The following is a 15,151-nucleotide window of genomic DNA, read 5'->3' as shown; positions in this document are numbered from 1 at the left end:
TAATGTATACTAAAGCGTAAAAATACATCCATGTTTTAGAAGGCGGTTTAAGTTATGTTTACAGGAATTGTGCAAACACAAGCAACGGTGATTTCAAATAATTATCAACACAGTGTGATGCGTTTAGTGCTTGCTGTCGCACCACAATACATTGCTAAAGTAGAGTTAGGTGCCAGTATTGCCATAAATGGTTGCTGTTTAACGGTTGTTAAAGTTCAGCATACAACCGAGCAAGCTTTAGCTGAGGTTTATTTTGATGTGATTGATGAAACATTACAATTGACTAATTTAGGCAAGCTTACCTCTGGCAGCACCGTTAACTTTGAGCGCTCGATGACATTTGGTACTGAGCTAGGTGGGCATATCGTCTCTGGCCATATTCACTGCGTCGCGCAGGTCAAAAATATTATTCACACAGACGGTAATTGTAAAATACAGCTAAGCCTACCAACTAAATGGCAAAAGTATGTGCTGTATAAAGGGTTTGTCAGTGTTAATGGAGCCAGCTTAACAGTAGGTGAAGTTGACGAGTCAGGTTTCTGGTTACATTTGATCCCAGAAACGTTAGCAATCACCAATATTGGTCAGGCATCACTCGGTGATGAGCTAAATATTGAGGTTGATCAACAAACCTATACCATTATTAATACTGTCGAAAATTACTTACGCCAACAGTCATCACAGTAATCTTTAGCTAGAATATCTGCTCATCATCGCTGTCTATATGTAACTCAACCTTACTATTAGCATAGTCAATATGCATATTAAAATGGATTGGGTTACAGCATGCGCTGCAGTCTTCAAAGTAATCTTGATCGCCATCACTGGCATCTAGGGTAATGTGAATATGGTGGCCACAGTGTGGGCAACTGATCCGTTGTGAGAGATGATTTTGCATAAATGATCCAACCTTACAAAGCAGAGCTAATAAAGCATGACTATTTATGGGTCGGATAAATTGTTATGCTCCACATAGTTGTACACAACGCCCGCGATTACTGGGTTTGTATAATGTTAGGCGCTACCTAAATATAGTCTGCTTTAGCCATTTATGACATCAATTTGACAATAAAAATGGCCTTATTTCAGTAGCAGTTCTATTTGTTGTTTAGCTTCAGTAAGATAGTGGCCAGCAAAAATGTTAGCGTGATTTAAAATCGGGTAGAGCTGGTAAATTAATTTACGTTGTTCATAGCCTTGGCTAAGCGGATAGTGTTTATTATAAGCAATGTAGAAGGCATCTGGAAGCGGGGCAAATAGTTCGCTCATAGCAATATCGACTTCCCGATCACCATAATAGCAACTGGGATCAAAAATACTTGGCACGCTGTGAATAAAGCCCATATTGCCACGCCAAAAATCACCGTGTAATAACGATGGCTGCACATTATGACTGTGTAACATGTTTTTTATTAAAGCTACAAAGTAATCTTTATCGACCAATTCAATGCCTTTTTCATGCAGTAATTGCAGCTGCCAGCCAATGCGCTCTTCGGCAAAAAATATATTCCATTTTTTATGCCAGCGATTGGGTTGAGCGGTCGGGCCAATAAAGTTATCGTGATCAAAACCAAACATGGCTTGGCGATGTTTTAAGTGTAAGCTGGCAAGGTGGCTACCCATAATATGCCAATTGGTATGGGGCTGCGGATCTAGTTCAAGCCATTCTAATACAATAAATGAAAACTCAATACTAGAGCCAGTAGTGATACAATCTGGCACCATAAATAAGCTCTCTTGGGTGAGTAGCTTTAAATTGTGGGCTTCGTTTTCAAATCGCTCAAGGTCATTACGATGCGCGACCTTAACAAAGTATTGATGAATACCATCGCTTATTTGAAATAGTTTATCACTATTTGGACTTTGCAGTTGGCATTTACTGGTGTGCTTAAAGTCAAAATGCATAGCTTGGCTGATTTGTTCGTTAACCGTATTCCACATAGCATTGCTCACCTTTTATACAGATAATTAAACTATGGCAAAAAGTAGTTAAATAAACAAACTCTTGAGAGTAAAATTCATATTTTAAAACTGCATGCTCAGCGTTATACGATAACCCAACTGGAGGAACAATGAATAAAAGCCTTATTACGAATGTGATTGCGGGAATTTTCGTGATTACTGGTTTTTTATTTAACCAAGCAATTGTGCTGTCAATCGGCTTATTTGCACTTTCTGGTGCGGTGACCAACTTACTCGCGGTGCATATGTTATTTGAAAAAGTCCCGTTTTTATATGGCTCGGGTGTGATCCAACTGAAATTTGCAGGATTTAAAGTCGCGATTAAAAACCTTATTTTAACGGAGTTTTTTTCAGAGCAAAAAATATCACAGCTACTTGGCAATAAAACCATGGATATTGATTTGCAACCAGTGATCAATGAAGTGGATTTGAACCCCGCATTCGACACGCTTTTAGATGTTATCGAGCACTCTCAATTTGGCAGTATGTTAGCCATGTTTGGTGGCAGCGCTGCGGTAGAGCCAATGCGTGAATCTTTTATAGAAAAAATGCGTAGTTCATTAATAACCATGAGCCAAACTGACGAATTTAAAACCTTGGTTAATACCAAGCTTAGCCAAACGAGTCTAGCTAGTGATTCATTGTTTACAACCGTATCAGGCCTTGTCGATGATAGGTTAGATGAACTGACCCCGAAAATGGTGAAGGACATTATACAAACCATGATTAGAGAACATTTAGGTTGGCTTGTCGTATGGGGTGGTGTGTTTGGTGGTTTATTTGGCCTTGTGGCAGCAATCATTTAATTTTTTAGGTAGCTAATTTAAGCTGACCAACTACTCGCCAGCTTAAATTAAGTGCATTGTTAGCATGCTATTTTGAACCTGCAACAACCAAAATTGTTTGCTGGTTTAACTTAGCTAAGTCTTGAATTGATGTGCCAGTAGCTGTTTCAAGACCTAAATACTTTGCAGTTTTATTAAAACCGTAAGTACCAGCAAATTGGGTCATGTTCATATTATTACACTGTAGCTTTTCGGCTGTGATGTTTTTATTAATACGCAACTCTTTCATAGTTAAATAAAGTTGGATTGGTCTATTTGATACCACGGCCATACAAACTCGTGTGCCAGGGCTGTTATCTGCCGCGACAAATTCAGCTGCTGTTGTATTGGTGGTAGTTAATGCTGCAGTGCCTAAAAGTAACGTTGTGCAAAGTGTCGTCGTTAAAGTATTCATCATCATTCTCCAGTGGTTTGGGTAAGTTGTCCTGTTGACGAATGTATTATTGGCCATATTTTTAATTAATGCTGTAAATGAAAATCGACAAGATGTAACACTGTATGTGAATGTGTATAAATAATTATAACATACTGATTATAAATTAATTTATATGTGTATTTTGACATATTTAACGATGTTTATTTTTCACTTTTTTTATTGATTTTGGTTGTTTTTTAATCTATTTTCATTGGTTTTACATGCTATTTACTTTAGAGTAAATGCACTTTGTAACACTGTAGGGCTGACATATTTTTTAACCCTGTTATGATCGCCTTGATTATAAAAATACCAGTCTATTAGGAGACTCTGTGAGTAAAACATTGGCGAGTTATTACCAGCAAGCTTACGCCTGTGAACAGCATAATTTTAATCGTTGCTTTTATTGTGGCTGTGAAGCAACGGAGCGCGATCATTGCCCGCCATTACATATGCTACAAAGCATTATTGATTTAGGTGAAGAAGCTGAGTTTATAAGTATTCCAGCCTGTTATGAGTGCCATGCAATATTACATAATGAGCGCTTAATGACCATTGACGAACGCTTTACCAAATTAAAAACCAAGCTGGGTACGAAATACGCAAAACCATTACGCGTTTACAACATGTGGCACGAGAATGAACTGAGTGATATGAGTGATGAGTTTGCACACAGTATCAAAGCAGGCATGATATTAGGTAAAGAAGCGGCAGAGCGTTTAGCATTTAGTGGTTTTAGTTATGCTACAGAAGAAGCGAAAGTAACAGTACGTGAAAAAACCGCGGAGTTTGATGTTGAAGGCGTCGTTTTTACTGATTTTAAAGAAGCATTAAACTATTGTATTAGTGCATTAAAAGTTCAAAAAAGTGATTTTTACAAAATACTCGTAGAAGATTACCAAGGTGATTTTAATAAAGCGCTGAGTCAATATCGTCATCGTCACGATAAAGTAACAGCAGAGAAAGACGGCAATTGTTTAATTAAAGACTTTTCAAAATTGCACAAGCAAAATTCAGATTTTGTGACGCGCACAGTTAAGCATTTTATTACTAAAGATCCCAGTTTAACTACCGAAGCTGCACTAGAGCAGCTATATAACAATTATATTAAAAAATAACATGGTAAATTACATTCATCTCGTATAAATGCAGATTTGGCTTATTTTTTAGCTTTATAGAATGTATTTATATACAGTAACAAAAAAATAACAGGGATTAACATGATGCAAAAATTTGCTCCATCATTGTTGGTTGTTGCTCTTGGCGTCGCGTTAGCGGGTTGCCAAGATAATGGCCCACAAGACGAAAAAGTAACAATTAATAAAAACCCATACCCAAGTACCTACAAAGCACTTAAATCAACAACAACGTTGATCACTAACGCAACTGTTTTAACGGGTACTGGCGAGCGTTTAGAAGAAGCTGACGTACTGCTGGTGGATGGTAAAGTGCAACAAGTGGGTAAAGACCTTACTGCACAAGCTGAGCTTACCATAGACGCGCAAGGCAAATGGGTAACCCCCGGATTAATCGACGTACATTCACATTTGGGTGCTTATCCAAGTCCGTCAGTTGAATCTCACCAAGATGGCAATGAAATGACCAGCCCGAACACTGCTGAAGTATGGGTTGAACATTCAATCTGGCCACAAGATCCAGGTTTTAACCGCGCGCGTGAAGGCGGTATTACGTCATTACAGATTTTACCCGGTTCAGCTAACTTATTTGGCGGTCGTGGTGTAACGTTAAAAAATGTACCCGCGCATACCATGCAAGGTATGAAATTTCCTGATGCGCCTTATGGCTTAAAAATGGCCTGTGGTGAAAACCCAAAACGTGTTTATGGTCGTAAAGGTGTATTACCATCAACGCGTATGGGTAATATGGCCGGCTATCGTACTGCTTGGATTGGCGCTGCAGAATATAAGCGTGAATGGGATAAGTACGACGCTGATTATGCCGCGGGTAAAAATCCTGAAGTACCACATCGTGATATTAAGTACGACACATTACGTGGCGTATTAGAAGGCGAAGTAATGATCCACAATCATTGCTATAAAGCCGAAGAAATGGCAATGATGATTGACCTGTCAAAAGAGTTTGGCTATCACGCAGGGACTTTCCATCACGGTATAGAAGCATACAAAATCGCTGACTTACTAGCAGATAATGGTTCGTGTGCTGCACTTTGGCCAGATTGGTGGGGCTTTAAAATGGAAGCCTACGATATGGTGCAAGAAAACGTAGCGATTGTTGATGCAGTGAAAAACTCATGTGCAATTGTTCATTCAGATTCTGATACTACGATCCAGCGCTTAAACCAAGAAGCGGGCAAAGTGATGTACCGCGCCAACGATAATGGTTTTAATATTTCTGAACAGCATGCAATAAAATGGATCACTTCAAATGCTGCAAAAGCTTTAGGTATTGCTGACAAAACAGGTTCACTCGAAGCAGGTAAACAAGGCGATGTGGTCATTTGGAATCAAAGCCCATTCAGTGTTTACGCAAAAGCTGAACAAGTATTTGTAGATGGCGCCAAAGTGTATGATCGTTATGATGATACATTCCAAGCCCAAAGCGATTTTATGTTAGGTCAAAAATAAGGAGTAACTAGGATGACAAAATTAACACATTCATTTTCGCTCTCGCTAGTTGCTGCCGGTTTATTAGCAAGTACAACGGTTGATGCACAATCAATCGCCATCATTAATGCCACAGTACACACCTCGACAGAGCAAGGCATATTACAAGGTGCGAGCATTATTATGGATGAGGGCAAAATTACTGCCATCAACCCTGAGAAAGTTGCAGCGGACACAATTATAGACGCTAAAGGCCAAATTGTGACAGCAGGCTTTATTGGCACTATGAATCAATTAGGCTTAGTTGAAGTAGGCGCTGTTGCAGGTTCACGAGATGGTGGCGATGATAAAGCGGGGATCGACTTTGATCCAAGCCTAGCCTTTAATGCTCACTCAAGCTTGATCCCATACGCACGTAAAGGCGGTATTACCCGCGATGTGATCACCCCACATGGCGGCGACAGTATTTTTGCGGGCCTTGCCAGCGTTGTTGATTTAAGTGGCGAGTTTGACAGCGTAAAACAAACGCAAGTTGCGCTGGTGGTGCATTTAGGCGAGAAGAGCAAAGGCTCTCGTGCTATGTCACTGAAAAACCTTGTTGATAAGCTTACTGCACATCAACAAAACAGTAACAAGAAAGATAAAAAGGACGCTGCCAGCCCAAGTACTGAAGAGACCGTGCTCACTAAAGTGCTAGCGGGTGAAATGCCTTTACTAGTTACAGCCTCACGTGCATCTGACATCATTGAGCTCATTAAACTTAAGCAGCAGTTTTCACTTAATTTAGTGATTGCAGGTGCACAAGATGCAGTGGTTGTGAAAGAGCAGTTAGCACAAGCTAATGTCCCTGTGATTGTCAGCGCAATGGAAAGCTTACCTGGTAGTTTTGATTCGCTGCATGCGAGTTTAGACAATGCTGGCAAGCTTGAAAAAGCAGGCGTGAAGGTGTTGCTATCAATTGCCGGTGATGCCAGCCATAATGTTTACCAGTTACGTTTTGATGCAGGGAATGCTGTATCTTATGGCATGACGCAAGAGGGCGCGTTAAAAGCAATTACAGCAAATGTTGCCGATGTATTTGGTATCAATGCTGGAAGTGTTGCGGTAGGTAAGGCCGCTGACTTAGTAATATGGAACGATGATCCGTTTGATTTTACTAGTCACGTAACTAAAATGTTTATCAACGGAGAAGAGGTCTCAACCGAAGCACGCCAAGATAAACTTCGCAAACGTTATACAACGGATTCAGAAATGCCGCGCGCATATACTAAATAACGTTAGTTTAGATGTTAGAAAAGGTCGCATTTGCGGCCTTTTTTGTTCTTATAAACAAAACTTACTGTTTTTTGCAGATAAAAAAGGCGCTTACTGAAACAGTAAGCGCCTTTTAAATTTAAAGCGATAGTTAAACTAGTTTAGCTAAAATATCGTTAAATGTAGTGCTAGGACGCATTGCTTTGAATGCTGCATCATCATTAGGTTGGAAGTAACCACCAATGTTAACAGCTGGACCTTGCGCATCATTAAGCTCGCTAACGATTTTATCTTTGTTGCTTTCTAAATCGCTGGCGATTTGAGTGAATTGTGCTTTTAGTTCACTGTCATCGTTTTGCTTAGCAAGCTCTTGAGCCCAAAATAAAGATAAGAAGAAGTGAGAGCCACGGTTATCAATCTCTTTCACTTTACGTGAAGGTGATTTGTTTTCAGTAAGGAAAGTACCGGTTGCTTTATCAAGCGTATCAGCAAGCACTTGTGCTTTGTTGTTACCAGTATTAACAGCTAGGTGTTCTAAAGAAGCTGCTAGTGCTAAAAACTCACCTAGTGAATCCCAACGTAAATGGTTTTCTTTTTCGAATTGTTGTACGTGCTTAGGCGCTGAACCACCAGCACCAGTTTCGAATAAACCACCGCCATTCATAAGCGGTACGATTGATAGCATTTTCGCACTGGTACCAAGCTCAAGAATTGGGAATAAGTCAGTTAGGTAATCACGTAATACGTTACCCGTTACTGAAATCGTGTCTTTACCTTCTTTAATACGCGCAAGTGAGAACAGTGTTGCCTCAAGCGGCGCTAAAATTTGGATATCAAGACCATCTGTATCGTGGTTTGGTAAATACGCATTCACTTTTTTGATTAACTGTGCATCGTGGGCACGGTTTTCGTCAAGCCAGAAAACAGCAGGGTTGCCAGTCGCGCGTGCACGGTTCACTGCTAATTTAACCCAATCTTGGATTGGTGCATCTTTAACCTGACACATACGCCAGATATCGCCTTGCTCAACACTGTGCTGTAATAATACGTTATCTACGCTATCAACAACACGGATCACGCCGTTTGCTGGTGCTTCAAATGTTTTATCGTGTGAACCATATTCTTCAGCTTTTTGTGCCATTAAGCCAACGTTAGGTACGCTACCCATTGTTGTTGGATCAAATGCACCGTGTTCTTTACAGAAGTCGATAGTCGCTTGGTAAACACCTGAGTAACAACGGTCAGGAATGACAAAGCTAGTATCTTGTAATTTACCTTCACTGTTCCACATTTGACCGCTTGAACGAATTGCAGCAGGCATTGATGCGTCGATGATCACATCACTTGGTACGTGTAAGTTAGTGATACCACGATCTGAATCAACCATTGCAATAGCAGGGCGTGTTGCATATACCGCGTCGATATCAGCTTCGATTTCAGCGCGTTTAGCGTCATCTAAAGTTTGAATCTTAGCGTAAACATCACCAAGACCATTATTTACATCAACACCTAGCTCTGCGAATAATTCACCGTGTTTAGCAAAAACATCTTGATAGAATACTTTAACAGCATGACCGAAGATGATTGGATCAGATACTTTCATCATGGTTGCTTTCATGTGTAATGAAAACAAAATGCCTTTTTCTTTAGCTGCTTCAATTTCAGCGGCTAAGAAAGCTTGTAGTTTAGTAACACTGATTGAAGATGCATCAATCACTTCACCAGCTAGTAGTGGTGTGCTTGCTTTAAGTACAGAAACATCACCGTTTGCAGCAACGTGCTCGATACGTACATCAGTAGCAGCATCAAGCGTCACTGATTGCTCTGAGCCAAAGAAATCACCTTCGCTCATGCTGGCAACGTTTGAAGCAGAATCTTTGCTCCACGCACCCATTGAGTGTGGGTTATTACGTGCATATTCTTTCACAGAGCCAGGTGCACGACGGTCAGAGTTACCTTCACGTAATACTGGGTTTACAGCACTACCTTTGATTTTGTCGTAAGTGGCTTTAATTGCTTTTTCTTCGTCTGTCTTAGGCTCTGCTGGGTATTCTGGTAGTGCATAACCTTTTGCTTGTAATTCTTTAATCACGGCACGTAACTGTGGTACTGACGCGCTGATATTTGGCAATTTAATGATGTTTGCTTCAGGTGTTTTAGCCAGCTCGCCTAATTCTGCAAGGGCATCACCAATACGTTGCTCTTCGGTTAAATACTCTGGGAAGTTAGCAATAACACGGCCAGCTAAAGAGATGTCACGTGTTTCAACTTCAACGCCAGCGGCATTGGTGTATGCTTGGATGATCGGCAGCAAAGAGTAAGTTGCTAGTGCCGGAGCTTCGTCTGTTTTAGTGTAGATAATTTTTGATGTCATCATCATTCCTAGATAGTAGGCATTAAGAGCCATATTCAACAATGCAAAGAATATCATCGCCATCATGAGTGCATGAGGTGGCAATGATCAGTCTGTTAGGTGTTAATACTGTTGATTCAATAATCACACCTGACGAACTGTAATAAATTTTATGTTATTTGCAGGCTAAGTAAATTAGCCATTAGCCTAATTTTTACCGCTTAAAGGGCCGTAGTTAGCTAATTTTAAGCACAAAGAGTGTAACAAGCTTGACCCAAAAGGGCTAATAATATATACCCAAACTACCTCATGATTCGAGTTTCAGTTGGAATTAAAAGCGATTTAGGCAAGGCATTGGTTGCAAATAATAGTGGTTCTATTGTTAAAATCAATAACGCAGTATAAATCACTTTTAAACCAACCCGTTGGGCGTTTCACAGGCACTTACTCTCATCGTTGTTCCTTTTTAAAAGGGACTGCCATTATTGCAAAGTAACGCCTTGATATTAAGCACCTGTGAAACGCTGAATTCTGAATCTTGAGGTAGTTTGGGTATAACATTGGGGTATTAAAAAAGAATTTCAAGAGGAAGAACAGTTTTTGTTCATACTGAACAATAAATTGATTGTGACATAAAGGGAGCTATTTAAATGAAATGCAAAAAATAAAAAGGAATTAAGCGAGGATCTTTACAGGTCGCTCGCTTTAGTCGAACTTCTAAAACAACTACACTAAATCATCATTAGGAGCTATGTTAGTCGCGTGCATGCCTTTTGGGCCTTGCTGCAATTCGAATGTTACATCTTGACCAGCTTTAAGTGTTTTATAACCGTCCATCACAATCGTTGAGTAATGGGCGAATATATCATTCTCGCAGCCGTCTTCTACGATGAAACCAAAACCTTTGGCATTATTGAACCATTTGACTTTACCACAAGCCATACTTCTACATCCTTCTATAAGTTGACTAATTTAGTTATTCTAAACCGTATAGTTTGATAGACTGACTAAGGTTTAATCAATCTACAACTGACTGTAGTTTATTTCACCAGTCAGTCAAGTGTTTTAAACTATTTTTTAACATTTAATTTATTTTTTTATTCAAGTTTGCTTGAGTTCCAAAGACAAGACTATATTTAATTATGAGTGGCATGAAAGATTCAGGTGTTATAGACACAGTTCGCGATAGTGAGAAGCAAAAACTGCAACCACCGCGAAAATACAAGGTCATTTTAAATAATGATGATTACACGCCTATGGACTTTGTGATAGAAGTACTAACGACGTTTTTTAATATGGATAGCGATAGAGCAACAGATGTGATGCTGCAAGTTCATCAAAATGGTCGTGCGATATGTGGCGTTTATAGCGCCGATGTAGCGTATACCAAAGTTGAACAAGTTAACCGTTATGCACGGGATAACGAGCATCCACTGCTATGTAGTTGTGAGCAGGAATAATACCAAGGTAGGGTGATCAAAATACCCATCACAACGGTATATATATTTTATCTCAGTAAGGGGTTGCTAATGCTAAACAAAGATTTAGAACTAACTTTAAACGCAGCGTTTCGTGAAGCGCGTACACGTCGCCATGAATTTATGACTGTAGAGCACTTATTACTTGCGCTACTAGACAACCCATCGGCTGGAGAAGCGCTGCATGCCTGCGGGATTGATATGTCAGCACTGAAAGCTGAGTTATCAGAATTTATAAATGAAACGACTCCAGTCATTCCTGATTTAGAAGAAGAGCGCGAAACACAACCAACACTTGGTTTTCAGCGAGTATTACAACGTGCTGTATTTCATGTGCAATCATCGGGCAAAAATGAAGTAACAGGTGTTAATGTCTTGGTGGCGATTTTTTCTGAGCAAGAAAGCCAAGCGGTGTATTTACTGAAGAAAAGCGATGTTTCTCGTTTAGACATCGTGAATTTTATTTCTCATGGTATTTCTAAAGCGGATGATGACATCGGTGGTGAAGATGCTGATGACATTCACGAAGAAGCACAAGCTGTACAAGGTGAAGAGCCAAGTAAATTAGAAAACTTTACCTCTAATTTGAATGTGCTCGCCCGTGAAGGGAATATCGACCCATTGGTGGGCCGTGATAGTGAAGTTGAGCGTACGGTGCAAGTATTGTGTCGGCGTAAAAAGAATAATCCGTTATTAGTTGGCGAAGCAGGGGTGGGTAAAACCGCCATTGCTGAAGGCTTAGCGTATCGTATTGTGCATGAACAAGTCCCCGATGTGATTGCCGATGCTGTAGTGTACTCGTTAGACATGGGCGCGTTGCTTGCAGGCACTAAGTACCGTGGCGATTTTGAAAAACGCTTTAAAGCCTTACTAAAAGAGCTTCAGGCGAAACCAGGCGCGATTTTATTTATTGATGAGATCCATACCATAATTGGTGCCGGAGCGGCCTCTGGTGGCGTTATGGATGCCTCTAACTTACTTAAACCACTGTTATCAAGTGGCAAGTTACGTTGTATGGGTTCAACGACCTATAACGAGTACAAAAATATCTTTGAAAAAGACCGTGCCTTAGTTCGTCGTTTTCAAAAAATTGATGTGCTTGAACCCAGTGTGGCAGATACCACCAAAATTCTTAATGGCTTAAAAGAGCGTTACGAAGAGCACCATGGTATTCGTTATACGCAAAAAGCGCTAAAAGCGGCTGCGGAGCTCAGTGCTAAGTATATTAACGAGCGTCATTTACCGGATAAAGCGATTGATGTGATTGACGAAGCGGGTGCCAGTCAACGACTTCAACCGATTTCAAAACGTAAAAAAACCATCGGTGTGGCAGATATCGAATTGATCGTGGCAAAAATGGCGCGTATTCCGCAGCAAAGTGTGTCATCGAGCGATAAAGAGACCCTTAAAAATCTTGATCGTAACTTGAAGATGTTGGTATTTGGCCAAGATCAATCAATCGATGCACTAACCTCGGCCATTCGCTTATCGCGCTCAGGCTTATCAAATGAAGACAAACCAGTCGGTTCGTTCTTATTTGCAGGGCCAACCGGTGTCGGTAAAACAGAGGTGACCAAACAGCTTGCAAAATGTATGGGTGTTGAGTTTATTCGTTTTGATATGTCTGAGTACGTTGAGCGCCACGCAGTGAGCCGTTTAATTGGTGCGCCTCCAGGCTATGTTGGTTTTGAACAAGGTGGTTTGTTAACTGAGGCTGTGATTAAAAATCCACATTCAGTTGTATTACTGGATGAGATTGAGAAAGCCCACTCAGATATCTACAATATCTTACTGCAAGTGATGGATCATGGCACGCTGACCGATAATAACGGCCGTAAAGCGGACTTTAGAAACGTGGTAGTGGTGATGACCACTAATGCCGGTGTTCAAGAGACTGTTCGTAAGTCGATTGGTTTCACTGATCAAGATCACTCCCATGATGCGATGAGTGAAATTAATAAAGTATTTTCGCCAGAGTTTAGAAACCGCCTAGATAACATCATTTGGTTTAACCACCTTGATCGTGATGTCACGTTACTGGTTGTTGATAAATTTATTGTTGAGTTACAAGCGCAATTGGATAAAAAATCGGTTAACTTGGAGCTGACTAACAAGGCTCGGGAATGGTTGGCAGATAAAGGCTACGATAAAGCAATGGGTGCACGACCAATGGGCCGCGTGATCCAAGAGCAATTGAAAAAGCCGTTAGCAAACGAGATTTTATTCGGTGAACTTATCGATGGCGGCACAGTTAAAGTGTCTGTCAAAGATAAAAAATTACGTTTTGATTATGAAACGAATTTAACACCTGCATAATCGCAGCGTTAAATAGAAAACAAAAAGCCCAGCAATTGCTGGGCTTTTTGTTTATTAAATGTAATGGTCAGCAACTGCCTTCAATTACATTTAATAAACGCTTCAAGCTAGTGCAGAAAGTAACTAAGTTACTCAGACAACTTAGCTAAAAACTTGATATTTCGTTAACGCACTAACTTAGCGAGCACGGAATACGATGCGACCTTTTGATAAATCGTATGGGGTCATTTCTACGGTAACTTTATCGCCGGTTAGAATGCGGATATAGTTTTTACGCATTTTACCTGAAATGTGAGCCACAACTACGTGACCATTTTCAAGCTCAACTCGGAACATTGTATTTGGTAAAGTATCAAGGACCGTCCCTTGCATTTCGATTACGTCTTCTTTCGCCATGTTTAGCGTAACACCTCTTTAATAGTTAAACGATGCAGATTCTGCCGAAAATACACCAATAAGTAAAGCCGCAGTAGGCATTTTTGCAAATTAAATAGCCAGCCACTGGTCTGCAACCCTATTTTGAGCAGGTAAAAATTGGGTTTTGTAACGCATTTTTGCACATTCATCTATTTGATAGCCTAAATAGACAAATTCTTTATCGTATTGTTTGGCAAATTTGAGCTGCTCTAAAATCATAATAGTGCCCACACTGTAGTGCTCGTAGTCAGGGTCAAAAAATGTGTAAATAGCAGAAACAGCGTTGTGCATACAATCAGTTACCGCTACGGCAACCAATTTTTCTTGATCCCATAACTCAATAAAAGTGATAGGTAACCAATGACAAAATATAAAACTGTTGAACTGATTTTGCTCGGGTGGGAACATCGAGCCATCTTGATGACGCTCGGTAATGTATTTACTGTACAACGGGAAGTATTCGGGGTGTTGTTGATCTGAGTATTTCACGGTAAAGGTATTTTTTGCTTTATTAAGTTTACGTTTTTGCGATTTTGTCGGTAAAAATGCTTTAGCTAATACACGCACAGACTTACATGCGCTGCAAGCGGGGCAGTGAGGTCGGTAGATTTGGTCACCACTGCGACGAAACCCCAAAGCCAGTAACGCTTCAAATTTACTCGGGGTATAACAACTGTGATCTAAAATCACTAACAGTTGCTCTTGTCGATCAGCTAGGTAGCTGCAATCAAATTGTTGGCTTAATCCTAAACGGGCAGGTAAGTGTTCAGTCATAAATAGCGATAAGCTCCTGAGGTTGCCACATTGTTGCCGGAATAATAAAATCTTCTGCTGCTTTAAGCTTAGTTAAAAATTCTGAGCGTGGTAGTACTTTTTCGCCTAAAGTAACTAAATAAGGGTTTTCAAGCTGACAGTCTATAAAATGCGCTTGATGGCGTTTTAACCAATTAACCAGTGCCCACATGGCTAATTTTGAACAGTTTGCTTGATGGTGAAACATTGATTCGCCACAAAATACACCATGTTGCATAATGCCGTATAAACCACCGACCAGTTTATTGTCTGACCAAACTTCTACACTATGAGCAAGGCCTGATTTATGTGCATCCTTATAGGCATTGAGCATTTTTTTGGTGATCCAAGTACCATCGGTTGCTAAGCGTTGCTGACGACAGGCAGCAATGACCTCAGTGAACGCAGTATTGATGGTCACTTTAACAGGATTCTTTTTTAAATGTTTACGCAGGCTTCGGCTGACATGAAATTCATCCAGTTCTATAATGCCTCGCTCACTGGGCGACCACCACATAATTGGCTCATATTCACTAAACCAAGGGAAAATCCCTTGCCCATACGCGTTTTTTAAGCGCGTTATGGATAAGCAACCGCCTATAGCAAGTAAACCATCTGGATCATCTAATGCGTGGGTGGGATCAGGAAAAGCAAAGTGGTTTTTAGAGAGTTGATAAAGTTGTTTAGTCATAGCACCGATTGAATAACTGAATGATCAAGAGAAAGTGTAACCT

Annotated in this window: 15 protein-coding genes; 7 read left to right on the top strand and 8 right to left on the bottom strand. The window is 40.3% G+C overall.

Features of this window, described 5'->3' with window-relative positions; translation table 11 throughout:
* The first annotated feature begins 54 nt into the window (after positions 1-54).
* Positions 55-687: a riboflavin synthase gene (locus A7968_RS13145; RefSeq protein WP_064667025.1), complete on the top strand. Its 633-nt coding sequence runs from the start codon at positions 55-57 to the stop codon at positions 685-687.
* 7 nt (positions 688-694) lie between these two features.
* Here the strand turns inward: A7968_RS13145 and A7968_RS13140 are convergent, their stop codons facing one another.
* Together A7968_RS13140 and A7968_RS13135 are read right to left on the bottom strand one after the other, a co-directional pair.
* Positions 695-898: a CPXCG motif-containing cysteine-rich protein gene (locus A7968_RS13140; RefSeq protein ID WP_016709262.1), complete on the bottom strand. Its 204-nt coding sequence runs from the start codon at positions 896-898 to the stop codon at positions 695-697.
* A 182-nt stretch (positions 899-1,080) separates the two neighbouring features.
* Positions 1,081-1,941 (bottom strand): fructosamine kinase family protein, encoded by an 861-nt coding sequence (locus A7968_RS13135; RefSeq protein ID WP_064667024.1) that lies wholly within the window; start codon positions 1,939-1,941, stop codon positions 1,081-1,083.
* A gap of 131 nt (positions 1,942-2,072) precedes the next feature.
* On the opposite strand from A7968_RS13135, the gene A7968_RS13130 reads away from it, so the two are divergent.
* Positions 2,073-2,768, top strand: a complete 696-nt coding sequence (locus tag A7968_RS13130) for a hypothetical protein (protein ID WP_064667023.1) — start codon at positions 2,073-2,075, stop codon at positions 2,766-2,768.
* Positions 2,769-2,835: 67 nt separating this feature from the next.
* On the opposite strand, the gene A7968_RS13125 is transcribed toward A7968_RS13130, so the two are convergent.
* On the bottom strand, positions 2,836-3,201 hold the full coding sequence (locus A7968_RS13125; protein ID WP_064667022.1) for a DUF3718 domain-containing protein: 366 nt from the start codon (positions 3,199-3,201) through the stop codon (positions 2,836-2,838).
* Between the two features lie 353 nt (positions 3,202-3,554).
* Between A7968_RS13125 and A7968_RS13120 the strand changes: the two genes are divergently transcribed.
* The 3 genes from A7968_RS13120 to A7968_RS13110 all read left to right on the top strand — a co-directional run bounded on the left by A7968_RS13120 (position 3,555) and on the right by A7968_RS13110 (position 7,082).
* Positions 3,555-4,340 (top strand): hypothetical protein, encoded by a 786-nt coding sequence (locus A7968_RS13120; protein WP_064667021.1) that lies wholly within the window; start codon positions 3,555-3,557, stop codon positions 4,338-4,340.
* Positions 4,341-4,445: 105 nt separating this feature from the next.
* On the top strand, positions 4,446-5,828 hold the full coding sequence (locus tag A7968_RS13115) for an amidohydrolase (RefSeq protein ID WP_064667142.1): 1,383 nt from the start codon (positions 4,446-4,448) through the stop codon (positions 5,826-5,828).
* A 12-nt stretch (positions 5,829-5,840) separates the two neighbouring features.
* Positions 5,841-7,082 carry an amidohydrolase family protein gene (locus A7968_RS13110; RefSeq protein ID WP_064667020.1) on the top strand — a complete coding sequence of 414 codons (1,242 nt, stop codon included), beginning with the start codon at positions 5,841-5,843 and terminating at the stop codon, positions 7,080-7,082.
* Between the two features lie 130 nt (positions 7,083-7,212).
* Here A7968_RS13110 and A7968_RS13105 read toward each other — a convergent pair whose 3' ends face one another.
* Together A7968_RS13105 and cspD are read right to left on the bottom strand one after the other, a co-directional pair.
* The gene (locus tag A7968_RS13105; protein ID WP_064667019.1) at positions 7,213-9,435 is read right to left on the bottom strand and encodes an NADP-dependent isocitrate dehydrogenase; all 2,223 of its coding nucleotides are present in this window, start codon (positions 9,433-9,435) and stop codon (positions 7,213-7,215) included.
* A 705-nt stretch (positions 9,436-10,140) separates the two neighbouring features.
* Entirely contained in the window at positions 10,141-10,356 is a 216-nt protein-coding gene (gene cspD, locus A7968_RS13100) for a cold shock domain-containing protein CspD (protein WP_064667018.1), read from the bottom strand.
* Positions 10,357-10,565: 209 nt separating this feature from the next.
* On the opposite strand from cspD, the gene clpS reads away from it, so the two are divergent.
* Together clpS and clpA are read left to right on the top strand one after the other, a co-directional pair.
* Positions 10,566-10,874 (top strand): ATP-dependent Clp protease adapter ClpS, encoded by a 309-nt coding sequence (gene clpS, locus A7968_RS13095; protein WP_192542137.1) that lies wholly within the window; start codon positions 10,566-10,568, stop codon positions 10,872-10,874.
* Between the two features lie 69 nt (positions 10,875-10,943).
* Positions 10,944-13,208 carry an ATP-dependent Clp protease ATP-binding subunit ClpA gene (gene clpA / locus A7968_RS13090; RefSeq protein WP_064667016.1) on the top strand — a complete coding sequence of 755 codons (2,265 nt, stop codon included), beginning with the start codon at positions 10,944-10,946 and terminating at the stop codon, positions 13,206-13,208.
* Between the two features lie 177 nt (positions 13,209-13,385).
* On the opposite strand, the gene infA is transcribed toward clpA, so the two are convergent.
* From infA to aat, 3 genes are all read right to left on the bottom strand, one after another.
* Positions 13,386-13,604: a translation initiation factor IF-1 gene (gene infA / locus A7968_RS13085; protein ID WP_002962494.1), complete on the bottom strand. Its 219-nt coding sequence runs from the start codon at positions 13,602-13,604 to the stop codon at positions 13,386-13,388.
* A 90-nt stretch (positions 13,605-13,694) separates the two neighbouring features.
* Entirely contained in the window at positions 13,695-14,399 is a 705-nt protein-coding gene (locus A7968_RS13080) for an arginyltransferase (RefSeq protein WP_064667015.1), read from the bottom strand.
* Positions 14,392-15,108: a leucyl/phenylalanyl-tRNA--protein transferase gene (gene aat, locus A7968_RS13075; RefSeq protein ID WP_064667014.1), complete on the bottom strand. Its 717-nt coding sequence runs from the start codon at positions 15,106-15,108 to the stop codon at positions 14,392-14,394. The genes A7968_RS13080 and aat overlap by 8 nt, the downstream gene beginning before the upstream one ends.
* Positions 15,109-15,151 lie beyond the last annotated feature (43 nt).

The sequence above is a fragment of the Pseudoalteromonas prydzensis genome, from assembly GCF_001661495.1.
GTDB classification, from domain to species: domain Bacteria; phylum Pseudomonadota; class Gammaproteobacteria; order Enterobacterales; family Alteromonadaceae; genus Pseudoalteromonas; species Pseudoalteromonas prydzensis.
Note: the sequence above shows the minus strand (reverse complement) of the source record. Positions and strands in the feature narration are given on the sequence as shown.